This is a genomic window from Streptomyces sp. Ag109_O5-1 (assembly GCF_003814875.1).
Taxonomy (GTDB): domain Bacteria; phylum Actinomycetota; class Actinomycetes; order Streptomycetales; family Streptomycetaceae; genus Streptomyces; species Streptomyces sasae.
The window spans coordinates 987,518-1,010,357 of record NZ_RKQF01000001.1 but is presented as its reverse complement, the minus strand read 5'-3'; the positions used below and the strand labels follow the sequence as shown (position 1 = coordinate 1,010,357).

21 protein-coding genes are annotated in these 22,840 nt (G+C 70.8%); 12 read left to right on the top strand and 9 right to left on the bottom strand.

The features are described from left to right. Window positions 1-23 precede the first annotated feature (23 nt). Entirely contained in the window at window positions 24-2,036 is a 2,013-nt protein-coding gene (locus tag EDD90_RS04620; RefSeq protein ID WP_398923988.1) for a serine/threonine-protein kinase, read from the top strand. Here the strand turns inward: EDD90_RS04620 and EDD90_RS04615 are convergent. Together EDD90_RS04615 and EDD90_RS04610 are read right to left on the bottom strand one after the other, a co-directional pair. Beyond that, window positions 1,982-2,779, bottom strand: coding sequence for a hypothetical protein (locus tag EDD90_RS04615; RefSeq protein WP_123971871.1), 798 nt, complete (start codon window positions 2,777-2,779; stop codon window positions 1,982-1,984). The genes EDD90_RS04620 and EDD90_RS04615 overlap by 55 nt on opposite strands. A gap of 7 nt (window positions 2,780-2,786) precedes the next feature. Beyond that, window positions 2,787-3,836 carry a LacI family DNA-binding transcriptional regulator gene (locus tag EDD90_RS04610; RefSeq protein WP_123971870.1) on the bottom strand — a complete coding sequence of 350 codons (1,050 nt, stop codon included), beginning with the start codon at window positions 3,834-3,836 and terminating at the stop codon, window positions 2,787-2,789. A 203-nt stretch (window positions 3,837-4,039) separates the two neighbouring features. On the opposite strand from EDD90_RS04610, the gene EDD90_RS04605 reads away from it, so the two are divergent. Further along, window positions 4,040-4,993 (top strand): ROK family protein, encoded by a 954-nt coding sequence (locus EDD90_RS04605; RefSeq protein ID WP_123971869.1) that lies wholly within the window; start codon window positions 4,040-4,042, stop codon window positions 4,991-4,993. A gap of 156 nt (window positions 4,994-5,149) precedes the next feature. On the opposite strand, the gene EDD90_RS04600 is transcribed toward EDD90_RS04605, so the two are convergent. Together EDD90_RS04600 and EDD90_RS04595 are read right to left on the bottom strand one after the other, a co-directional pair. Beyond that, a complete protein-coding gene (locus EDD90_RS04600; protein ID WP_185148930.1) occupies window positions 5,150-7,162 on the bottom strand; it encodes an NPCBM/NEW2 domain-containing protein in 2,013 nt (670 codons plus the stop codon). Window positions 7,163-7,321: 159 nt separating this feature from the next. Then, entirely contained in the window at window positions 7,322-7,696 is a 375-nt protein-coding gene (locus EDD90_RS04595; protein WP_123971867.1) for a hypothetical protein, read from the bottom strand. A gap of 241 nt (window positions 7,697-7,937) precedes the next feature. Between EDD90_RS04595 and EDD90_RS04590 the strand changes: the two genes are divergently transcribed. From EDD90_RS04590 to EDD90_RS04560, 7 genes are all read left to right on the top strand, one after another. Then, on the top strand, window positions 7,938-8,132 hold the full coding sequence (locus tag EDD90_RS04590; protein ID WP_185148928.1) for a hypothetical protein: 195 nt from the start codon (window positions 7,938-7,940) through the stop codon (window positions 8,130-8,132). A 144-nt stretch (window positions 8,133-8,276) separates the two neighbouring features. Beyond that, entirely contained in the window at window positions 8,277-9,317 is a 1,041-nt protein-coding gene (locus EDD90_RS04585) for an NUDIX domain-containing protein (protein ID WP_123971866.1), read from the top strand. Between the two features lie 257 nt (window positions 9,318-9,574). Beyond that, on the top strand, window positions 9,575-11,392 hold the full coding sequence (locus EDD90_RS04580) for an ABC transporter family substrate-binding protein (protein ID WP_123971865.1): 1,818 nt from the start codon (window positions 9,575-9,577) through the stop codon (window positions 11,390-11,392). Window positions 11,393-11,468: 76 nt separating this feature from the next. After that, window positions 11,469-12,455, top strand: coding sequence for an ABC transporter permease (locus tag EDD90_RS04575; RefSeq protein ID WP_123971864.1), 987 nt, complete (start codon window positions 11,469-11,471; stop codon window positions 12,453-12,455). Continuing rightward, window positions 12,448-13,368, top strand: a complete 921-nt coding sequence (locus EDD90_RS04570) for an ABC transporter permease (protein WP_123971863.1) — start codon at window positions 12,448-12,450, stop codon at window positions 13,366-13,368. The genes EDD90_RS04575 and EDD90_RS04570 overlap by 8 nt, the downstream gene beginning before the upstream one ends. Beyond that, complete coding sequence (locus tag EDD90_RS04565) at window positions 13,365-14,513, top strand: ABC transporter ATP-binding protein (RefSeq protein ID WP_260327630.1); 1,149 nt, start codon at window positions 13,365-13,367, stop codon at window positions 14,511-14,513. The genes EDD90_RS04570 and EDD90_RS04565 overlap by 4 nt, the downstream gene beginning before the upstream one ends. Further along, complete coding sequence (locus EDD90_RS04560) at window positions 14,510-15,562, top strand: ABC transporter ATP-binding protein (protein ID WP_123971862.1); 1,053 nt, start codon at window positions 14,510-14,512, stop codon at window positions 15,560-15,562. The genes EDD90_RS04565 and EDD90_RS04560 overlap by 4 nt, the downstream gene beginning before the upstream one ends. Here the strand turns inward: EDD90_RS04560 and EDD90_RS04555 are convergent. The 3 genes from EDD90_RS04555 to EDD90_RS04545 all read right to left on the bottom strand — a co-directional run bounded on the left by EDD90_RS04555 (window position 15,535) and on the right by EDD90_RS04545 (window position 18,775). Further along, window positions 15,535-16,590 (bottom strand): serine/threonine-protein kinase, encoded by a 1,056-nt coding sequence (locus tag EDD90_RS04555; RefSeq protein ID WP_123971861.1) that lies wholly within the window; start codon window positions 16,588-16,590, stop codon window positions 15,535-15,537. The genes EDD90_RS04560 and EDD90_RS04555 overlap by 28 nt on opposite strands. A 10-nt stretch (window positions 16,591-16,600) precedes the next feature. Beyond that, on the bottom strand, window positions 16,601-17,323 hold the full coding sequence (locus tag EDD90_RS04550) for an MBL fold metallo-hydrolase (protein ID WP_123971860.1): 723 nt from the start codon (window positions 17,321-17,323) through the stop codon (window positions 16,601-16,603). Between the two features lie 96 nt (window positions 17,324-17,419). Next, window positions 17,420-18,775: a dipeptidase gene (locus EDD90_RS04545; RefSeq protein ID WP_123971859.1), complete on the bottom strand. Its 1,356-nt coding sequence runs from the start codon at window positions 18,773-18,775 to the stop codon at window positions 17,420-17,422. A 209-nt stretch (window positions 18,776-18,984) separates the two neighbouring features. Here EDD90_RS04545 and EDD90_RS04540 point away from each other — a divergent pair, with 209 nt between their 5' ends. Then, a complete protein-coding gene (locus EDD90_RS04540; RefSeq protein WP_123971858.1) occupies window positions 18,985-20,268 on the top strand; it encodes a geranylgeranyl reductase family protein in 1,284 nt (427 codons plus the stop codon). Here EDD90_RS04540 and EDD90_RS04535 read toward each other — a convergent pair. Further along, window positions 20,258-20,725, bottom strand: coding sequence for a nitroreductase family deazaflavin-dependent oxidoreductase (locus EDD90_RS04535; protein ID WP_123971857.1), 468 nt, complete (start codon window positions 20,723-20,725; stop codon window positions 20,258-20,260). The genes EDD90_RS04540 and EDD90_RS04535 overlap by 11 nt on opposite strands. A gap of 206 nt (window positions 20,726-20,931) precedes the next feature. On the opposite strand from EDD90_RS04535, the gene EDD90_RS04530 reads away from it, so the two are divergent. Beyond that, window positions 20,932-21,624: a TetR/AcrR family transcriptional regulator gene (locus tag EDD90_RS04530; RefSeq protein ID WP_123971856.1), complete on the top strand. Its 693-nt coding sequence runs from the start codon at window positions 20,932-20,934 to the stop codon at window positions 21,622-21,624. A gap of 57 nt (window positions 21,625-21,681) precedes the next feature. On the opposite strand, the gene EDD90_RS04525 is transcribed toward EDD90_RS04530, so the two are convergent. After that, window positions 21,682-22,173 (bottom strand): FBP domain-containing protein, encoded by a 492-nt coding sequence (locus tag EDD90_RS04525; protein ID WP_123971855.1) that lies wholly within the window; start codon window positions 22,171-22,173, stop codon window positions 21,682-21,684. A gap of 79 nt (window positions 22,174-22,252) precedes the next feature. Between EDD90_RS04525 and EDD90_RS04520 the strand changes: the two genes are divergently transcribed. After that, window positions 22,253-22,822 (top strand): TetR/AcrR family transcriptional regulator, encoded by a 570-nt coding sequence (locus EDD90_RS04520; protein WP_123971854.1) that lies wholly within the window; start codon window positions 22,253-22,255, stop codon window positions 22,820-22,822. Window positions 22,823-22,840: the final 18 nt, after the last annotated feature.

Below are 22,840 nucleotides of genomic sequence, written 5' to 3'. Positions count from 1 at the left end.
GTACTCTGGTGCGCCATTGGCAGATGTGTGTCAGGAGCGGGGATTTGGTGTCGGGTTCGTACGGACAGGGTGACGGGACCGGTCGCCTGCTGGCCGGGAGATACCGGGTGACGGCCCGGCTCGGGCGCGGGGGCATGGGTGTGGTGTGGCGGGCGGTCGACGAGGTCCTCGGCCGCGAGGTAGCCGTCAAGGAACTGCGTGCCTATACGGACAGCGCCGGACCCGAACTGGCCGATCTGCGGATGCGGATGCAGCGCGAGGCACGGGCCGCCGCGCGGGTGCGCCATCCCGGCGTGATCGTCGTGCACGACATCGCCGAGGTGGAGGGCAGGCCGCTCATCGTCATGGAGCTGGTCGACGGCCCCTCCCTGGACGACGTGCTGCGCGAGCGCGGCACCCTCGTCCCGCGGGAGGCGGCCCGGGTCGGCGCCGAGGTCATGGAGGCCCTGGCCGCGGCCCACCGGGTCGGTGTCCTGCACCGCGATGTCAAGCCCGGCAACATCCTGCTGGACCGCTCGGGCCGCGTCGTCCTCACCGACTTCGGTATCGCCACCATGGACGACCCCGGCGACGGCGCCGCCACCCATCTGACCCACAGCGGCGAACTCGTCGGCTCGCTCGACTACCTGGCCCCCGAGCGGGCCAGGGGCGCGGACCCCGGCCCGGCCTCCGACATCTGGGCGCTCGGCGCCGCCCTGTACGCGGCCGTGGAGGGCGCCTCGCCCTTCCGCCGGACGTCCACGTTCTTGACGCTCACCGCGATCATCGACGAGCCCCTCCCCGAGCCCCGCCGGGCCGGCTCGCTCGCCCCCGTCCTCCAGCGCCTGATGGACAAGCGGCCCGACTCCCGGCCGGGGGCCGAGGAGGCCTGCGAGCTGCTGCGGGCCGTGGCCCGGGAACCGGTCGCGGACGTGCCGACGACGACTCTGCGAAAGCGTGCTGGGGCGGCGCCCGAACCCGGGGTGCCCGGGGTGGTCGTTCCGGGATCCGGACCTGCCCAGGGATCCGCCGAGGGGCCCGGCCGGGAGGCCTTCGCCGAGGAGTCCGCGGAACAGCTTGCCGAGCAGCTCGCGGAGGAGCCGCTCAACGGGCCTGTCGAGGGGCCCGCCGCGTTGTCCGGCGAGGGGCCCGCCGAGGGCCCCCGCCGACGGCCTGCCGAGGCGCTGGCCGAGGGGCCGGTCGAGAGGCGCGGTGAGGTGCCTGCGGAGGGGCACGCCGAGGTGCCTGTCGAGAGGTCTCCTTCCGGGGTCGGCCAGGTGTTCGCCCAGGTGGCGGAGGCCCAGACAGTCGGCCCGGTGTTCGGTCCCGCGCCTGCCCACGGTTTAGGCACCGAACCCGGACCCGGTGATCCTGACGGCCCGCCGAGAGTCACCGAGGCCCGCCCCCGTCGCGTCGGACGCCAGGCCGGGCGGCTCGCCGCGGTTGCCGTCGGCGTCGTCCTTGCGACGATCGGACTGACCGTCGCCCTGCTGAACGACAAGGGCCACCCGGCGAAGCCGGACGCGGCCCCGGCTCCCTCGACTCCGGCGGGCGTCTCGGAGAGCGCCCGCGGCACCGGGGCCGGGCAATCGGCCGAGGCGAATGCCGTGGGACAGGGCGAGGAGACGAGCACCGCTCCGACCGGCGACCCCACGCCCCCCGAGGCCGGCGGACCGAGGGCCTCCTCCTCCGCCTCGGCCCCGGGGAGGGCCTCCAGTCCCAGCCCGTCCACCGTCTCGGGTACGCCGGCCGCCACGGCCACGCCCACTGCCACCCCCGTCTGCCTGTCCACCGGCGCCGGCACGTACACCTGCCAGGTGCAGAGCGCCGCCAAGTCCTATACCGCCGACGGCACGAAGGCCGGCAAAGTCCACCCGGGCGCCCACGACTTCTACTGCCAGGTCGACGCGGGCCGCCGGGCCACCCACGGCACACGGACCAACGTCTGGTGGGCCAGGACCGACGACGACAACGGCAACACCGGTGTGTACATCAGTGACGTCTACATCGAGGGCGGCGACAACGACGAGCCGGTCCCCGGGCTTCCCGTCTGCTGACCGCCGACGTACCGCTCCAGGCCCGAGGCGACCGCCCACCTCCGCTCGGCGAACAGCCGGGTGCCCTCCCGGCACAGCACCGCGTCGGCCCGCGCCCGTGTGCAGAACTCCTCGGGAGCGACGCCGAAAAGTTCCCTCAACTCGGCGGATTCGGCGAGGAGTTCGGTGAGCAGGGCACGCTCGCCGGGGTGGCGGCGGGGCGTGCCCGTGCCGTCGTGCAGGACGCCGTGCCGGTTGACGTACGCGTGGACGCCGGGGAGCGTCGTGCCGTCCGCGAGGTCGACGCGTACGTCCGGCGCGGGCAGCCAGGCGCGGCCGAAGTTGCCGTCGGGCAGCGGTACGCCCTCGCTCGCGTCGATCACCTCCAACTGCCGCCCGTCCAGCCAGACGACGAACAACTCCCTTACCGTCGCAGGGGATTCGACCGGGGACGCGGAGACATAGCCGAGGCGGCTGACATGCGCGGAGACGCCCACGTCGAGCCCGGTCACCCGGGTGCGCACCATGGGAATCGGCCCGCTCACCCCGAACTCCGCCATCTTGTGCAGGAGTTGGGCGGGCGAGGCGTTGGAGCCGACCGCGAGGACCGGTACCCGGCCGTCGTCGTACACCAGCCGGTCCAGCGGCGACAGCCGGTCGCCGTCGAGGAGGGCGGAATCGGCCGGCCAGGCGCCGGGGTAGGTCAGCGGATGATCGCGCGGTGCCTTGTCGAGGCCGAGTTCCGTGAGCGTACGGCCCGTCACGGGCGGCTCAGTCCGCCGGCGGCAGCTCGCCCGAGCCGCGGGTGACCAGCCGGGTCGGCAGCTCGATCCGCTCCGGCGCCATCAGCGTGCCGTCCAGCTGGCGGAAGAGCCGCTCGGCGGCCGTACGGCCGAGCAGGGCCGAGTCCTGGGCGACGACGGTGAGCCCCGGGTGCAGTAGATCGGCGAGTTCGATGTCGTCGAAGCCGACGAGCGCGACCGGGCGGTGCTGCTCGGCCAGTACCCGGATCACGGTGACGGTGACGCGGTTGTTGCCCGCGAAGACAGCGGTGACCGGCGCCGGGCCGGACAGCATCTCCTCGGCGGCCCGGCGCACCCGCTCCGGGTCCGTCATGCCGAGCGAGGTCCATGCGCCGTCCACGTCTATCCCCGCGTCCTCCATCGCCGCCAGATAGCCCCGCAGGCGTTCCGCCGCCGTGTGGATACGGGGCATGTCGCCGATGAACCCGATCCGGCGGTGCCCGTGCGCGATCAGATGGGCGACGCCGTCGCGGGCACCGCCGTAGTTGTCGGAGAGCACCACATCGGCGTCGATCTTCCCGGCCGGGCGGTCCACGAACACCGTGGCCACGCCCGCGCGTATCTCCGGCTCCAGATAGCGGTGGTCGTCGCCGGCCGGGATCACCACCAGCCCGTCCACCCGCCGCGCGCAGAGCGCCAGCGCCAACTCCTGCTCCCGGTCCGGGTCCTCCGCGCTGGAACCGTTGATCAGCAGCGCGCCATGGGCCCGGGCCACCTCCTCGACCGCACGGCTCAACGGGCCGTAGAACGGGTCGGCGAGGTCCTCCAGGACGAGACCGATGCTCGCGGTACGGCCCTTGCGCAGCACCCGCGCGCTGTCGTTGCGGCGGAAGCCCAGCGCGTCGATCGCCTCCTGGACCCGGCGTTCGGTGTCCGGGGTCACCCCGGGCTCGCCGTTGACCACCCGGGACACCGTCTTGAGGCCTACGCCGGCCCGCGCTGCCACGTCCTTCATCGTCGGCCGGGTCCCGTAACGGGAGCCGGGAAGGCGGTCTGCGCGGCGGGAGGTCTCGGGCACGATGCGGCGTCCTGTCCTGTCGTCCACGGGGGATGCAAAGGTCCATGGGTCTGTATGAGGATGTGGCGTCGAGCATAGAGCCTGGACAACGTTGTCAGATGCGAGGGAGACTGTCCACCGCAATCTCCGGCCTGCGCCCCCACCGCTTGACCGGCTCATGCCTTCACTCGGCTACTCATGGTTGACGGGGAGATCTGACTCTGATGCACACCGACCTCGTGGCGGCCCTCGACATCGGCGGCACCAAGATCGCCGGCGCACTGGTGGACGGTCACGGACGGATCCAGGCGCGCGCCCAGCGCGCGACGCCCGCCCAGCAGGACGGCGAGACGGTCATGGGGGCCGTCGAGGAGGTGGTCGGCGAACTCGCCGCTTCACCCCTGTGGGAACGTGCCGGCTCGCTCGGCATCGGCAGCGCGGGCCCGGTGGACGCGTCCGCAGGCACCGTGAGCCCGGTCAACGTACCGGGCTGGCGGGACTTCCCGCTCGTCGAGCGGGTGCGGGCGGCCACCGGCGGGCTGCCGGTCGAGCTGATCGGCGACGGCGTCGCCATCACGGCCGCCGAGCACTGGCAGGGCGCGGCCCGCGGCCACGACAACGCGCTGTGCATGGTGGTGTCGACGGGCGTCGGCGGCGGCCTGGTGCTCGGCGGCAAGCTGCACCCGGGCCCCACGGGCAATGCGGGCCACATCGGCCATATCAGCGTGGACCTCGACGGGGACTCGTGTCCGTGCGGGTCGCGCGGCTGTGTGGAGCGCATCGCGAGCGGGCCCAACATCGCCCGTCGGGCGCTGGAGGGCGGCTGGCGGCCGGGGCCGGACGGCGACACCTCGGCGGCGGCGGTGGCGGCCGCGGCACGGGCCGGCGACCCGGTCGCGACGGCGTCCTTCGAGCGGGCCGCGCAGGCGCTCGCGGCCGGGATCGCGGCCACCGCGACCCTGGTCGAGATCGACATCGCGGTGATCGGCGGGGGCGTGGGCAAGGCGGGGGACATCCTCTTCACGCCGCTGCGCAAGGCCCTCACCGACTACGCGACGCTCTCCTTCGTCCAGCGCCTGACGGTCGTGCCCGCCCAGATGGGCACGGACGCGGGCCTGGTGGGCGCCGCGGCGGCCGCGCTGGCCCGCAGGCCGGACGCGACCGCCGCGGGGGTCTGAGGGGCGCCCCGGGGTCCGGCAGCGGGGCGGAGGGCGTCGCGGGAACGTTCAAGCCCGGCCGGCCTGGGTTCAGGTCCGGCCGGCCGGGCTCGTTCGGGGCCCCGCCGCGCTCTGGGCGGGTGATCCGCGAGCTCTCGGCAGGTGATCCGCGAGCTGTCAGCAGGTGATCCGCGCGTCCGCCCAGTCCGCGTGGTCGGAGGTGATGCCGTTCCCGCCGTCGGTGACGACCAGCCGGACCACCTCGGCGCCGGAGACATCGGCCGTGAGCGGCCGGGCGGGCATGTCGGTGGTCAGTACACCGGTCGAGGCGACCTTTGTGCCGTCCGCCCAGACCTCGAAGGCGACGGACCCGGCGGCGGCTTCCTCGTCGTCCACCCCGACGTCGGCGGTGACCTTCTGGCACGCCTTCCCGGTGTAGTACGCGATGTCGCTCGGGGCATGGGTGCCGAGCCCCTTGGCGTACACCGTCGCGCCGATGGTGATCGGATGCCCGTCGCCGGCGTTGTACTCGCCGTTGCTGGTGTCGCGCTCGACCGGCCCCCAGCCGTTGCTGCTCGACAGCCAGGGCAGGTCGCTGAGATAGGAACTCCCGGCGGGCGGAGGGTCGGCGACGGTCATCGTGACGGTCATCGCGTGTTCGGTGCGCACCCCGGTCGGCGACCGATAACTCGCCTTGAGATTCAGGTCGTACGACCCCCTCGGCGTCCCCTCGGGCGCGGTCACCCGCCAACTCGTGCGCAGGGAACGCCCGGTCGGCAGTGCGGCGGCCTTCGCCGGCGAGGTCGCCCTGACGGTCCAGCCTTCGGGGCCGGTGAGCGAGACGGAGACCTTCTCCGCCGTGGTGCGGCCCAGGTCGGTGACCGACGTGGTGACTGCGGCCGCCTTGCCGGGCTCGACGAACTGGCTCCCGTTCAGGCCGAGTTCGACGGCCGGCGGGTTCGCCGCCCAGCGCCGGTCGGTGGCGATCCGCACCAGGACCGTGCCATGGGCCGGGACGATCGCGGAGACGGTGCCCGCGGTGTTGTAGCTCCGGTGCTGCCACAGGTCGCGCAGGGTGTAGGCGGGGGCCTTCGGCAGGCCGACCGCCGTCACGGACGTCGCGATGCGCTGGGGCGAGTCGGACTCGTTGAAGAGGGCGACCGCGCGGCTGCCGTCCTGCATCTCCTTGGCGACGACCCAGCGCCCGTACTCCGAGGAGACCACCGTGCCCTGCTTGCCCAGCGGGTCCTGGTCGACGGCGATGACCTCCTTGTTGTCCAGGATGTCGAAGGTCGCCGGGGAGGCCTTGCGCAGGTCGGTGCCGATCAGGAGGGGCGCGGCCATGACCGACCACATCGAGAAGTGCGAGCGGTACTCGGTGTCGGTCATGCCGCCGTTGCCGACCTCCAGCATGTCCGGGTCGTTCCAGTGCCCGGGACCGGCGTAGGGCGCGAGCGGCAGGTTCTGCTTGAGGATCGACACCATCGAGCCCCAGCTGTCACTGATGTCCCCGGTGGTCCGCCAGAGTTGCCCGACGCCGGTGGCCCACTCCCAGGGCTTGTTCTCGCCCCATTCGCAGATGCTGAAGACGATGGGCCGTCCGGTCGCCTTCAGGGCGTCCCGCATGGTGAGGTAGCGCTGCTTGGCGTCCACGCCCTGGTTGTTGCAGTTGTCGTACTTGAGGTAGTCCACGCCCCAGTCGGCGAACTGCCGTGCGTCGCTGTACTCGTGGCCGAGCGCGCCCGGGAAGCCTGCGTCGTTGCAGGTCTTGGTGCCCGCGCTGGTGTAGATGCCGAGCTTCAGCCCCTTGGAGTGCACGTAGTCGGCAACTGCCTTGATCCCGTCGGGGAACCGGGCCGGGTCCGGGACCAGCTTGCCGTCCGCGTCCCGTTCGGGCAGCGCCCAGCAGTCGTCGAGGTTGACGTACTGGTACCCGGCGGCCTTGAGGCCCTTGGCCACGAAGAGGTCCGCGATCCCCTCGACCATGGCCGCATCGAAGTCCGCGGAGCAGTGCGTGGAGTTCCAGTTGTTGAAGCCCATCGGCGGAGTGAGGGCGAGTCCGTCGCCGGGGGTGGCGGAGCCGGTTCCTCCGGCCGCGGCGGGTGCGGCGAGGCCTGCCGTACACAGCAGTGCGGCGGCCAGTGCTCCGACCACTCTTCGGCGGATTGTGCGGGCATGGGGGCGACGCATCGTTACGTTCCTCCGACTCGCGACCTGGATGACGCCATGTACGCGCCATCGCTCTGCGCGATTACGGTAGGACGTGTCGGAGTCTGTTGGAAAGAGATCGGTCGCGATCGTTCGGCATCTCGACCCGGACTGGCCTGGTCTGGACCGGAGAGGTGCAGGTCATCCGATGTCCTGCCCGTCCGGGCAGAATTCGTGGACAACCTCGATCGTGCCGACGATGTGCGCGTTGAACTCGTCCAGCTCCTCGGCCGGCACCCACAGCTCCAGGATCGTGCTGCCCCCGGCCTGCCGGACCGGATAGTGTCCGGCGAACTCCGCGTCGACCTCGAAGCGGGTCACGAAGCCCGCGCCGTCGTGCTTGACGTTCCAGTCCCGGGCGATCCTGATCGCGTAGTCCTCGTTCAGTACCGGGTAGAAGATCGGCTGTTCGGGCAGCCGCGGCGGCCAGGCGCGCCACTGCAGCTCCCGGACCAGTGCGAGTTCCACTGGGCCGGTGGGGCGCCAGAGGGTCGTGGTCGGTCGTGGGCTGGTCATGGTGGCGTACGGCTTCCTGTGCGGGCCGGACCGCGGGCGGCGGCCGGTCGGGAGGCCCGACGCTACCGATGGCGCGACCGCCCGGGCCACCGGGATTCGGCGCCGGGGTGCTGTGTCGCTCCCCTCGCGGCTTCGGCCGTGATTCTGTTGCCGGTTCGGCCATGACCCTGTCGAGGGTTCGGCGGTGACCCTGTCGTGGGTTCGGCCGTGACCCCGGGCCGTTCGGGCAGTTGAAAGGGGCATGAAGAAGCGCAGCATGCTCGCCATCGCCAGTCTGGCCACCGGATTCGTCGTGGCCGCCATCACCCCGTCCCACGCCGCCGGCCACGACGGCCCGCTCGGGGATCTGAACGTGTCGGACGCCCTGGACCACGCCCACCACATCGTGAGCCAGGACAGCTTCCAGGCCGACGAGGGCCTGTTGGGGCAGGAGTAGCCCGGCCGGGCCCGTGTGAGCGGCGGTGCCGGTGTTCCCCCGAGGAGACACCGGCACTGCGGCTGCGCGCCCTCAACGCGAACTGGTTTCCGTGGCAGTGTGGAGCGGGCAAGCCACAGGGGGCCAACAGAAGAGGGGGAGTCCGTGATCGTCTGGGTCAACGGCGCGTTCGGTGCGGGGAAGACCACCACCGCACGTGAACTGATCGAACTGATCCCGAACAGCACGTTCTTCGACCCCGAGGTCATCGGCGGCGCACTGACACACCTGCTGCCGGCCAAGCACCTCGCCGAGGTCGGCGACTTCCAGGATCTGCCGATCTGGCGACGACTGGTGATCGACACGGCGGCCGCGATGCTCGCCGAGCTGGGCGGGACCCTGGTGGTGCCCATGACCCTGCTGCGCCAGGAGTACCGCGACGAGATCTTCGGCGGCCTCGCGGCCCGCCGGATCACCGTCCGGCATCTGTGTCTCACCCCGGCCGAAACGATCCTGCGCGAGCGAATAGCGGGGCGGGAGATCCCGGCCGACCTGCCCGACGGCGAGATACGCGTCCGGCAGTGGTGCTACGACCAGATCGAGCCCTACCGCACCGCCCTCGCCTCCTGGATCAGCGCCGACGCCCATCTCGTCGACACCAGCGCGCTCACTCCTTACGAGACGGCGGTGCGGATCGCGGAGGCGGTCGGGAGCGGCGAGGCGGCGGTATGCGACATAGTGCAGACCCCCGACCCCACCGCCGAGACCATCGCCGCAGGCGTCCTCCTCTTCGACGAACAGGACCGCGTCCTGCTCGTCGACCCCACCTACAAGGCCGGCTGGGAGTTCCCCGGCGGTGTCGTCGAGCCCGGCGAGGCCCCCGCACGGGCGGGCGTGCGCGAGGTCGAGGAGGAGACCGGGATACGGCTGGAGGAGCTGCCGCGGCTGCTCGTCGTCGACTGGGAGCAGCCCGCCCCGCCCCGTTTCGGCGGCCTGCGGCTGCTCTTCGACGGCGGCCTGCTGGACTCCGCCGAGGCGGGGCGGCTGGTGCTGCCGGGACCCGAACTGCGCGACTGGCGCTTCGTCACCGAGCAGGAGGCCGCCGAGATGCTGCCCCCGGTCCGCTACGAACGGCTGCGCTGGGCGCTGCGCGCCCGTGAACGCGGCGCCGCGCTCTATCTGGAAGCCGGTGTCCCGGTCGGTTGACATGGCTTGACTGACTGTCAAGTCTCCCCCATCCCAGTGGGGTTGGTGGGGACTTTGGCATTTTGGGGGCGTGTGTAGAGGACTTTGCCCGGGGCGGGGGATTCCTAGGGCTGAGCGAGGGGGAATTGAAGCCGTCCCGGTATGAACAAGAACGTGAAGGAGGTACACAAACGCTCTACCGTCGGTGCGCAGCTCAACTTCCTTGCGGCCGCTGGCCGCCGTGCACAGGCCGGACATCCTCCGGTCGAAGGAGGGACATGCGCGCGCACTCTTCGGCCCTCACAAGGGGACTCGCACTGACCGCCGGGCTCGTCCTGGCGCTCGCCGCCTGCAGCAGCGGGGGAGGCGGCGGGGGCAGCGGCAGCAAGGGCACCTCGGCCGGTCTCACGTCCTGCTCCACCCAGGGCAAGGCCGACACCTGCAACTCCGGTGCCACCAAGACCGGCGGCACGTTCACCTATGTCATCGAGAAGAACGTCCAGCAGTGGAACGTTCAGGACACCAACGGCAACACCTTCGAGAACGCCGAGGCGCTGAGCCCCGTGCTGCCCCAGGTCTACATCCCGCAGCCGGACTTCACCGTCAAACTCAACACCGACCTGATGGCCTCGGCGACCCAGACGAGCGCCAGCCCGCAGACCCTCGTCTACAAGATCAACCCCAAGGCGTCCTGGAACGACGGCACCGCGATCACCGCCGACGACTTCGTCTACTACTGGCGCACCAACGACGGCAAGGATTGTCCGCCGCCGCCCGCCAGCGACTCCACCCAGACCAAGGGCTGTCTGCCGCAGAGCACCGCCGGCTACGACCGGATCAAGTCGGTCACCGGCTCCGACGGCGGCAAGACCGTCACCGTGGTGATGGCCAAGCCGTACTCGGACTGGAAGTCCCTGTTCGGCGCGGGCTATCCGCTGTATCCGGCGCACGTCGCCGAGAAGCTCTCCGGTGCCACGGCCGGTGACGCGGCACACATGACGGCCGCCCAGATGACCCAGGGCTGGCAGTACTTCCAGAAGACCCCGCCCACCAAGTACGCGACCGCGGGCCCGTACAAGATGACCGAGTGGGTCGACAACGACCACGCCACCTACGAGCCGGACCCGAAGTGGACGGGGCAGAAGGCCACCCTGCAAAGGCTGATCTTCAAGGTGATCTCGGACGCCACCCAGGAGCCGATCGCGTTGCGCAACAACGAGGTCCAGGGCATCTACCCGCAGCCCGAGGTCGACCTCGTCAACCAGGTCAAAGCCATCCCCAACGTCACCTACACCATCGGCAACGGGCTGACCTGGGAGCACTTCGACCTCAACCTGCACAACCCGGTGCTCGGCAAGTATCTGGCCTTGCGGCAGGCGATGTTCACGGCCATCAACGTCAAGGACATCATGGCCAAGACGGTCGCCCAGTTCGATCCCAGCGTGAAGCAGCTCGGCAACCACAACTACGTGCCCGGACAGGCCGGTTACCAGGACGTGGTGAGCGCCAGCGGCCAGGGCTCGGGTGACCTCACCAAGGCCAAGAAGTACCTCACCGACGCCAAGTTCACCGGAGTCGGCACCGCGCTGAAGACCCCGGACGGCAAGACCGTCGGACCCTTCAACTGCCGCTACACAACCGGCAACCAGATCCGGCAGAGCGAGTGCCAGATCCTGCAGAGCGACCTCGCCAACCTCGGTATCAAGGTCACGATCAAACCGATCGGCGCCGCCGACCTCGGCACGGTCCTGTCCGGCCACCAGTACGACATCATCGTCTTCGCCTGGGTCGCCTCACCGTTCCCGATCAGCGGCGCCCAGCAGAACTGGTCCACCGGGGGCGGCGGCAACTTCGGCGGCTACAGCAACAAGCAGGTCGACTCCCTGATCAGCCAGGCCATCGGCGAAACGGACGCGACCAAGGCCGCCGCCATGCTCAACCAGGCCGACCAGATCATGGTGAACGACGCCTACGTGCTGCCGCTGTACCAGAAGCCCACCTTCCTCGCGGTACAGACCCGGTTCGTGAACATGCGCAACAACTCCACCAACGTCGGACCTCCGTACAACGTCGGCGAGTGGGGTCTCAAGAAGTAACCCTCCCTGGGACCCAGTCGGATCCGATTCCCGGCCCCGGTGACCCCGGGGCCGGGCCTCCTCGAGAGAAGACCGCATGCTCGCCTACGCCGTGCGCCGCATCCTCGTCTCGATACCCGTCCTGATCGTCTCGACGTTCATCGTGTTCCTGGTCGTCGTCAACTCGGGCGACCCGGTGGCCAATTTCGCCACCTCACGGCAGCCCGCGCCCAGCAAGGCAGCCGTGGCCGCCTTCGCCCGCCACATCCACGCCGACCAACCGGCGGTGGAGCGCTACTGGAACTGGATCACCGGTGTCCTGCACGGTGACTGGGGCCCGTCCGTCCAGGCCAACCTCGACATCGGGCACGACCTGTTCACCCGCTTCCGGGTCACCGTCACCCTGGTCGCCGCGGCCATGCTGCTCGCCCTGGTGATGTCCGTCGTCTTCGGCGTGTTCAGCGCGATCCGCCAGTACAGCGCCGCCGACTACACCATCACCTTCTTCGGCTTCCTGTTCCTCGCCATGCCCGTCTTCTGGTTCGCGGTGCTGCTCAAGCAGGCCGGAATCTGGTTCAACCAGGAGACCGGCAGCCAGTTCCTCGGCACCATCGGCGAGAAGTCGCCGTACCTCGACGTGGACACCACCTGGAACGAGTTCACCGACCGCATCGGCCATCTCATCCTGCCCACCATCACGCTCGCACTCGTCTCCTTCGCTTCCTGGACCCGCTACACCCGCGCCTCCATGCTCGAGGTCATGGACAGCGACTACGTCCGCCTCGCCCGTGCCAAGGGGCTCAGGCGCGGCAAGGTGCTGACCCGGCACGCGCTGCGCACCGCGCTGATCCCGCTCGCCACGGTCACCGCCCTCGACATCGCGATCATCCTCGGCGGCGCGGTCATCACGGAGACGATCTTCCAGTGGCACGGCATGGGCGAGATGCTCGTCCAGGCCGCCACCACCCTCGACGTCTACCGGACCATGGCCTGGCTGCTGCTGTCCGCCGTCGTCGTCATCGTCTTCAACCTCTTCGCAGACCTCCTGTACGCCGTACTCGACCCGAGGATCCGCTATGACTGACATCGGGGCACTCGGGCCGACAGGCACCCAACCGGCGGAAACGGACCACGAGTTCACCGTCGTGCAGCGCAGCCAGACCCAACTCGTCCTGCGCCGCTTCGTGCGCCACCGGGCAGCGATGATCAGTCTGGTCGTCTTCGTGCTGATCGTGCTGTGGGCGTTCATCGGCCCGCACTTCTGGCACTACTCGTACGCCAAGTTCACCCCCGACAACTCCCAACCACCGTCCTGGAAACACCCGTTCGGCACCGACTCGTCCGGGTACGACGCCTACGCCCAGGTGATGCGCGGCACCCAGACCTCACTGAAGATCGCCATCCTGATCGCGCTCGGCTCCACCCTGGTCGGCTCGGTGTGGGGAGCGGTGGCGGGCTTCTACCGGGGGTTCGTCGACGCGCTCATGATGCGCATCGCCGATCTGGTGCTGACGCTCCCGCTGTTCGCGATCGCGCTGGTCATCTCCTCGCGCAGCGGCGGCTCCTGGTACTGGATCGCGGTGGTGATCGCAGGACTGACCTGGGCGTACGTGTCGCGGGTGGTGCGCTCGTCGGTGCTGTCGCTGCGGGAGAAGGAGTTCGTGGAGGCCGCCCGGGCACTCGGAGCGTCGGACACCCGGATCATCTTCCGGCATCTGCTGCCCAACGCGCTCGGCCCGATCATCGTCAATGCCACGATCCTGGTCGCCACCGGCATCCTCACCGAGACCGCCCTGTCCTTCCTGGGCTTCGGTGTCCAACCCCCGGACACCTCCCTCGGGTTGCTGGTCGCCCAGGCGCAGACGGCGGTCGACACCCGGCCCTGGCTCTTCTACATCCCCGGCGCCTTCATCATCGCCATCGCCCTCACCATCAACTTCATCGGCGACGGGTTGCGCGACGCCTTCGACCCCCGGCAGCAAAGGGTGCGACAGTGACGGCCACCGACACAGGCAACGGCAACGGCGCGAGCGACGGCGTCAGCAAGGGCGTCGACCGGGTGGTGGGCAGGGGCGAGGAGTCCGGGGCCGTGCTCGAGGTCGAGGACCTGAGCGTGGAGTTCCCCACCGAGGACGGTGTCGTACGGGCCGTACGCGGCGTCGGCTACCGGCTGGAGCGCGGCGAGGCGCTGGGCATCGTCGGCGAGTCCGGCTCCGGCAAGTCGGTCACCGCGCTGGCCGTGATGGGGCTGCTGCCCGGCTCGGCCCGGGTACGCGGCTCCGTGCGGTTCGACGGCACCGAACTGCTCGGCATGTCCGACGGCCGGCTGTCCGACGTACGGGGCAGCGGCATCGCCATGGTCTTCCAGGACCCGATGACCTCCCTCAACCCCGTCTACACGGTCGGCTACCAGATCACCGAGACCCTGCTCAGACACAACCCCCGGCTCGGCAAACGCCCGGCCCGCGAACGCGCCGTGGAACTCCTCGGCACGGTCGGCATACCGAGCCCCGAACGGCGCGTCGACAGCTATCCGCACGAACTTTCCGGCGGTATGCGCCAGCGGGTCGTCATCGCCATCGCGATCGCCAACGACCCGGACGTGATCATCGCCGACGAGCCCACCACCGCCCTCGACGTCACCGTCCAGGCCCAGATCCTGGAGGCCCTGGAGGCCGCCCGCGCCGAGACCGGGGCCGCGCTGGTCCTGATCACCCACGACCTCGGGGTGGTCGCCGGGCACACCGACCGGGTCGCCGTCATGTACGCGGGACGGATCGTGGAGACCGGCTCGGTCGAGGACATCTTCTACACCCCGCGCATGCCCTACACCCTCGGCCTGCTCGGCTCCCTGCCCCGCCTCGACCGCGAGGAGGACCGCCTGACCCCCATCACCGGCTCCCCGCCCTCGCTGCTCAACCTGCCACCGGGCTGCCCCTTCGCCCCCCGCTGCCCGATGCGCCGGGAGCCCTGCGACACCACGGAACCGGCCCTGCGCCCGGCCGGATCCGACGCCCACCGCAGCGCCTGCCACTTCGCCGACGAACTCGTCGACACGGCGGCCGGCGAGGTCTTCGACGCCGTCGGCGCCGACACCGAGGCCCTGGCCCGGTTCGCCGACCTGGAGGACGATGCCCGATGACCGCTCCACTGCCCCCGCTGCCCGGCCACGGCGGCACCGGGGAACCCGTCCTCCAGGTCCGCGACCTCGTCAAACACTTCCCGGTGATGTCGAAGGGCGTCGTCCGCCGCCGGATCGGTGATGTGCACGCCGTCTGCGGGGTCTCCTTCGACCTGCACGAGAACGAGACCCTCGGTCTGGTCGGCGAGTCCGGCTCCGGAAAGACGACGATCTCCCGCACCCTGCTCCGCCTGGAGAACGCCACCTCCGGCACGGTCCGCTACCGGGACCACGACCTCACCACGCTGAGCAGACATCAGATGCGGCCCCTGCGACGTGAGTTGCAGATCGTCTTCCAGGACCCGTACGCATCCCTCGACCCCCGGCTCTCCGTCCACGAGATCGTCGCCGAACCCCTGCGCATCCACGGCCGCTACGGCCCCGGCGCGGGCGACGAGGTACGCGAACTGCTCCGGCTCGTCGGCCTCAACCCCGAGCACGGCAACCGCTTCGCGCACGAGTTCTCCGGCGGCCAGCGCCAACGCATCGGCATCGCACGGGCGTTGGCGCTGCGCCCCAAGGTGATCGTGCTGGACGAGCCGGTCTCCGCGCTGGACGTGTCCATCCAGGCGGGCGTCCTGAACCTGCTCATGGACCTCCAGTCCGAACTCGGCCTGTCCTTCCTCTTCGTGGCCCACGACCTCTCCGTCATGCGCCATGTCGCCAGCCGGGTCGCGGTGATGTACCTGGGCCGCCTGGTCGAGATCGCCCCCGCCCGGCAGCTGTTCGCCCGCCCCGCGCACCCCTACACCCAGGCCCTCGTCTCCGCGATCCCGCTGCCCGACCCGCGCAAGGAACGCGCCCGGAAACGGATCACCGTCCAGGGCGACGTCCCGAGCCCGGTCCGCCCGCCCAGCGGCTGCCGCTTCCGCACCCGCTGCCCCAAGTTCGCCGGGCAGCTCACGGACAGCGAACGCACCGCCTGCGTCGAACAGGTACCGGACCTGGTCGACCGGGGCGGCGGCAACCCGGTCGCCTGCCACTACGCGGAGAGCGTGCAGCTGCTGTAGCCGTCCGGGTACGGAAACGGCGTCAGCCGGCTCTCCTGGCCCAGCCGCCGGAAGAAGTCCTCCATGCCCAAGGTGAGCGGGGCGTGCCGGACCACCAACTCGGCGGCGCCCCGGGGGATCCCCTCGGGCCGCCGCCCGTCGGCGCAGGCCCGCACGAACTCCGTCCGCTCCTCACCCCGGTACCCGTACAGGGCGGTGACGAGCCAGATCACCAGGTGGTAGGAGGTGTACGCGCGGTCGTAGTGCCGATGCCGGTCGAAGAAGTCCCGCTCGTCGGGCGTGAGTCGGAAACGGGAGCTGAGTGAGAGCCCGAAGTCGGTGAGGTACAGCTCCCGGCCGTCGGTGAGGATGTTGCGGAAGTGGGCATCCAGATGCAGGAGCTGCCGTGTGTGGAGGAAGGACGTCAATTCCTCCAGTTGCCGCGCCACTCGGGCGCAGGCCGCATCCGCCCGGTCCGTGCGCAGCTCGGCGTCCAGCCAGTCGTGCAGGGTGGACGGGAAGTGCTCCAGGAACAGGGTCATGCTCGCGGAGGCGTCCCGAAGACCCTCGATGCGGTCACGCAGGCCCGTTGAGCCGCCCCAATAGGCCACCGCCTTCTCGACGTCCGCGAGTTCGTCGGGCAGCGGGTGGGCCGTGTCCGGCAGCACCCGCCAGTGGTGGAGCAGCGGGAAGCCGGGGAAGCGCCCGGTCAGTACCCAGTTCGTCGTCTCCGTGTGCGCGGCCAGCTCCCGCCAGGCGTTGAATCCAGGGCCGCAGACGGCACCCATGCCGTAGTGGCAGTAAGGCGGCAGGCCGTAGAGGTTCGCGGTGGAGCGGACGTGCAGCGGGCCCCGCTCCCGGTCGGTCAGGGGGATCCGCTTCACGAACACCGCGCTGCCGTCCACCGTGATCCGGACGGCTCTGCCGCCGACCCCCGTGCCCAGCGACTCGCCCGCCGCGACCAGCTCGGCCAGCTCGACGTCGCTCAGCAGGGCCAGGGAGGTCGCGATGTCGGCGTGGGCGGTGATACGGCGCGTGGTCTCGGTCATGCCTCCATGGTCACCGCGGCGGTTTGTAGGTGTCCGCGGATTTACCCAGCACGTGTGATGCGTTCGCGGTCACCGGATCGCCATGGCCGAAGCACGCCACCTGCGTCTCCAGGGCGGCCAACCGGCGGAAGGAGGCGACGGCCCGCGCCCGGTCGAGGTTGAACACTCCGAGCATCGCCGAACCGGTGACCGGTGCGGCGGCCACCGCGTCCCCGGTGAACAGCACGCTGTGCGAAGGGAGATGGAGTGCGATGCTGCCGTCCGTGTGACCCGGGACATGGATGACCCGGGCCCCGTCGCCGAAGTCCAGGACGTCACCGTCGCGGACTTCGGTGATCTCGTCCGGGGGTACCGGATCCCCGACGGGCAGCTGCTTCGCCACCTCGGCATGGATCGGACGCTCCCACTCCTCGAACACCGGCGGCGGGCCTGGGCGTTCACCCCGGATCACCGGGGCCTCCAGCCGGTGGGCCAGCACCTCGGCTCCGCTGAGAGCGGCGAACTCGGCGGCTCCGCCGACGTGATCCTCGTGGAAATGGGTGAGGACGATCCGTCGTACGGCCGAAGGAGACCGCCCCAGCGCGGTGAGCGCGGCGGCGATCGGCCTGCCCGAGCCGAGCGGGCCGGCGTCGATCAGCGTCGAGGCGCCGGTGTCCGGGTCGTGCCAGAGGTACGCCTGGCCCACCGGGAAGCGCAGCAGATGCAGCCGGGGGAGGAGCTCGACGACGTCCATGCCCAGACCGTAGAAGGACCCCCGCCCCGGGGACGAGGGTCCTTCGCCGTCGGCAGAGCGGTTCAGCCGGCCGCGTACGTCCGGCCGCCGCTCACCTCAGCCGGCCGCGTAGTTCCGTAGGAACAGCGCCTCCGCCACCGACAGCCGCTCCAGCTCCTCGGGGGAGACGCTCTCGTCGACCGCGTGGATCTGCGCCTCCGGCTCGCTGAGGCCGATCAGCAGGATCTCCGCCTGCGGGTAGAGGCTCGCGAGGGTGTTGCACAGCGGGATGGAGCCGCCCTGACCGGCGTACTGCATCGTCTCGCCCGGGTAGGCGACCGCCATCGCTTCGGCCATCGCCTGGTACGCCGGGCTGCTGGTGTCGGCGCGGAACGGCTGGCCCTGGCCGACCGGCTCCGTGCTCACCCGGGCACCCCACGGCGTGTGCGCCTCCAGGTGGGCCTGGAGCAGCTTGCTCGCCTCGGCCGCGTCCACACCCGGCGGCACCCGGAGGCTGACCAGGGCGCGGGCGCCCGCCTGCACCGACGGGGTGGCGCCGACCACCGGCGGGCAGTCGATGCCGAGCACCGTGACCGCCGGACGGGCCCAGATGCGGTCCGCGACCGAGCCGTCACCGATCAGCTCGACGCCGTCCAGCACCTTCGCGTCCTTGCGGAACTGCTCCTCGTCGTACTCCAGCCCCTCCCAGCCCGTCTCCGGCGCGAGCCCGTCGACCGTCGTCGAGCCGTCCGCGGCGCGCAGCGAGTCCAGGACACGGATCAGCGCGGCCAGGGCGTCCGGGGCGGCGCCACCGAACTGCCCGGAGTGCAGATTGCCCTGAAGCGTGTCGATCTGGACGCGTACCAGGGTCATTCCGCGCAGGGTCGTGGTCACGGTCGGCAGCCCGACGCGGAAGTTGCCCGCGTCGCCGATGACGATCGTGTCCGCCTTCAGCAGCTCGGGGTGCTGCTCGGCGTACCGCTCCAGACCGCCGGTGCCCATCTCCTCCGAGCCCTCGGTGATCACCTTGACGTGGACCGGGACACCGCCGTTCGCCTTCAGCGCACGCAACGCCAGCAGGTGCATGATCACACCGCCCTTGCAGTCGGCGGCACCGCGCCCGTACCAGCGGCCGTCGCGCTCGGTCAGCTCGAACGGCGGGGTGGTCCAGGCGGTCTCGTCCAGCGGCGGCTGCACATCGTAGTGCGCGTAGAGCAGGACCGTCTTGGCGCCCTCCGGCCCGGGCAGGTAGCCGTACACCGACTGTGTGCCGTCCGGGGTGTCCAGTACGGCGACGTCCACGAAGTCCTCGGCGCGCAGGGCGTCGGCGACCCAGTTCGCGGCGCCCTCGCTCTCGCTCTTCGGGAACTGGGCGAAGTCGGCCACCGACTTGAAGGCCACCAGCTCGGCGAGCTCCGCCTGCGCCCTGGGCAGCAGGGCGGCGACGGTCTCGGCGACCGGATTGGACGACATGGGCACGCTCCTCGTGGGTGCGACGTTCAACTGGTGAGTACATGGATCCTCCCACAGCGGCCTGCGGCGATCTCCGCCGTAGGATGCGGGGGGACAGGTGACAGGTGTCGGCTTATGGACGGACAGGACCTGACCTACGGCTTGAACGGGCAGGACCTGACCTACGGCTTGATACGGCTTCTACGGCTTGATCGGAGCAGCGGACCATCGTGAGCGGCGAGAATTCTTCGGCGGACGACGTGCAGGCGGACGGCGTGCAGCAGGTGTGGGACGTCGTCGTGGTGGGCGCGGGACCCGCGGGGGCCTCGGCCGCCTATGCGGCGGCGGTCGCGGGACGGCGTGTGCTGTTGCTGGAGAAGGCCGAACTCCCCCGCTACAAGACCTGCGGCGGCGGCATCATCGGCCCCTCGCGCGACGCGCTGCCGCCCGGCTTCGAGCTGCCCCTCAAGGACCGGGTGCACGCGGTCACGTTCTCCAACAACGGACGGTTCACCCGTACCCGCCGCTCCAAGCAGATGATGTTCGGGCTGATCAACCGGCCCGAGTTCGACCAGCAGCTGGTCGAGCACGCCCAGAAGGCGGGCGCCGAACTGCGTACGGGTGCCGCCGTGCAGCGCGTCGAGCAGCACGGCTCGGCCGTCCCGGACCGGCGCACGGTCGCCGTCGTCCTCCAGGGCGGCGAGACCCTGCTGGCCCGCGCGGTGGTCGGCGCCGACGGCAGCGCCAGCCGGATAGGCGCCCACGTCGGGGTGAAGGTCGACCAGGTGGACCTCGGCCTGGAGGCGGAGATCCCGGTGCCGGAGACGGTCGCCGAGGACTGGAAGGGGCGCGTCCTCATCGACTGGGGTCCGATGCCCGGCAGTTACGGCTGGGTCTTCCCCAAGGGGGACACCCTCACCGTCGGCGTGATCTCGGCACGCGGCGAAGGTGCCGCGACCAAGCGCTACTTGGAGGACTTCATCGCCCGGCTCGGCCTCGCCGGCTTCGAACCGAGCATCTCCTCCGGCCACTTGACCCGCTGCCGGGCCGACGACTCGCCGCTCTCCCGCGGCCGGGTGCTGGTCTGCGGCGACGCGGCGGGCCTCCTCGAACCCTGGACCCGTGAAGGCATCTCCTTCGCGCTGCGCTCGGGACGGCTCGCGGGGGAGTGGGCGGTGCGGATCGCCGAGGCCCACGACGCCGTGGACACCCGCCGTCAGGCGCTGAACTACGCCTTCGCCATCAAGGCGGGCCTCGGCGTCGAGATGAGCGTCGGCAAGCGGATGCTGGCGGCGTTCGAGCGCCGGCCCGGACTGTTCCACGCGGCCCTGACCGGCTTCCGCCCCGCCTGGCGTGCGTTCAAGGAGATCACCCAGGGCAGGACCACCCTCGGTGAACTCATCCGCTCCCACCCGCTGGCCCAGCGCGCCCTCACGGCGTTCGACCCGCGCCCGGCGGCGACGGAGAACCCGCCCGCCGACGACACCGCCGACGAGGACGCCGTCACTTCGTGACGGTGACCCGGAAGACGGGGTGGTCGGCCCCGGCCGCGACGAGTTCCTCGTCGGAGGACCCGGCCGTCACCCCGGGGAAGTACTGCTTGACCTCCCAGCCCCACTTCTCCAGGTAGGTCCGCAGCACCGGGAGCTTCTCGGCGTCGGGCAGCTCCACCACGGTGAACTCCCGCACCTTCCGCCCCACCCGAAGCTCCCCGCCGCCCGCGACGCGCATGTTCCGCACCCACTGGGAGTTGCCGCGCGCCGAGACCAGGTACTGGGTGCCGTCATGCGTGTGCGGGTTGACGGGGACGCGCTGCATCTTGCCGGACTTGCGGCCGCGCACGGACAGCTCCGCGCTGCCGGCCAGGCTGAGCCCGTGCCGGGCGAGCCAGCCGACGATGCTGTTCATACGGACGGCCATCGGGGTGGCTTGGGCGTAGTACGGCTGCGGCTGAGGCTGTGACGACGACATGGTGACCCCCATTTGACTGAGAGAGCAGTGCTCTCGCTTGAACAGCAGTGTGGGGGAGATTGGTGATCCACTGCAAGAGCAGTGCTCTCTTTTTTGAGCGATGCACCGACTTGTGTGCGGTGCTCGCACATGTGAGCGCCGATCCAAAGCAAGTGCAGCGCTCCAAATCGTGTGCACCGATCTGCGAACATGGCAAACTGCTCCCCATGACCACCCCCCAGGGCGCCCGCGCGCGAGCCAGGATGGAAGTCACCGCGGCCATCAAGGACGAGGCGCGCAGACAGCTCGCCGCCGAAGGGGCCGCCAAGCTGTCCCTTCGGGCGGTCGCACGCGAACTCGGCATGGTCTCCTCGGCGCTCTACCGCTACTTCCCCAGCCGCGACGACCTGCTCACCGCGCTGATCATCGACGCCTACGACTCCCTCGGCGAGGCCGCCGAGACCGCCCACGCCGCCGCCGTCGACGCCGCCCCCGCGCAGCGCTGGGTCGCCGTGTGCGAGGCGGTGCGCGGCTGGGCGCTGGCACACCCGCACGAGTACGCGCTGATCTACGGTTCGCCGGTGCCCGGCTACTCGGCGCCGGACACGACCATCCCGCCGGCCGCCCGGGTCGCCCTCGTGCTGATCGGTATCGTGCGCGAGGCGTTCGACCGGCGCGGTCTGGCCCGTACCCCCGTACCCGCCGAACTGGCGCCCGAGGCCCGCCGGATGGCCGCCGAGCTGATGCCCGGCCTCCCGTCGGAGGTGGCCGTGGCGATGACCGCGGCCTGGGCGCAGCTGTTCGGGCTGGTCGGGTTCGAGCTGTTCGGCCAGTTCAAGGGTGTCGTGGAGGACCGGGAGCGGTTCTTCCGGCACGCCGCCGCCCAGCTCGCCCACGGAGTGGGGCTGGTCTTTCCGTAACGGGGCCGGGCGGGCGGCCCCGCCGGCTGTCGGCCCGCCACCTTCGGCCCGTTACCCTCAGCCCGTCACCTTGTCCAGGAACGCGTCCAGGTTCTTCACGGTCCGCCGTATCTTCTCCTCCAGCGTCAGCGACTCCGGCATGCGCCCGCCCATGCCCGCGTCCCGCTTGCCTCGCACGTACAGCGAACAGGCGAGGTCGCTGCAGAGGTAGGCGCCCACGGAGTTGCCCTGCTGCCCGGCCTTGCCCGCCTTCGCGGCCACCATCAGCGAGACACCGCCGGTGTGTGTGGTCAGGCAGATCGAGCACATGCTGCGCCGGGTCTGCCAGGAGGAGGCGCTCGGGCAGCGCAGCGCCACGGCCCGGGCGTGACCGTCCCGTTCGGTCACCAGGTAGGCGCGGTCCGGTGCCTGTGGATCGCGCCAGCCGAAGTAGTCCAGGTCGTCCCACGGTCGTTCGTCCAGGTCGTGCGGGATGGTCAGGCGCTTCGCCGCGCCCTTGGTGCAGTTCACGAACGCGGCACGGATCTCCTGCTCACTCAGCTGTCGCATACACAGCACGCTAATTTGCCTAAAGGTTTTAGGCAAATACATAATCGACTCAGGCAAGCGGTGAAGCGGAGGAGCGGCTGTGGCGCGAGCGGGACTGAGCACGGAGCGGCTGGTCCGGGCGGGAGCCGAACTCGCCGACGAGGTCGGCTTCGACCAGGTGACCGTCTCGGCGCTGGCCAGACGGTTCGATGTGAAGGTCGCGAGCCTGTACTCGCACGTGAAGAGCTCCCAGGACCTCAGGACTCGGATCGCCCTGCTGGCGCTGGAGGAACTCGCCGACCGGGCCGCCGACGCGCTGGCCGGCCGGGCCGGCCGGGACGCCCTCGTCGCCTTCGCCGGCGCGTACCGCGACTACGCCCGCGCACACCCCGGCCGCTACACGGCGGCCCGGCTGCGCCTGGACCCGGAGACGGCGGCGGCAAGCGCCGGTGTCCGGCACGCGCAGATGACCCGGGCGATCCTGCGCGGCTACGACCTGACCGAACCGGACGAGACCCACGCCGTCCGGATGCTCGGCAGCGTCTTCCACGGCTACGTCGACCTGGAACTGAGCGGGGGCTTCAGCCACAGCGCCCCCGACAGCCAGGAGTCCTGGACCCGCATCCTCGACGCCCTGGACGCCCTCCTGCGCACCTGGCCCCGCACCTGAACCCCCGTATCCGCAAGC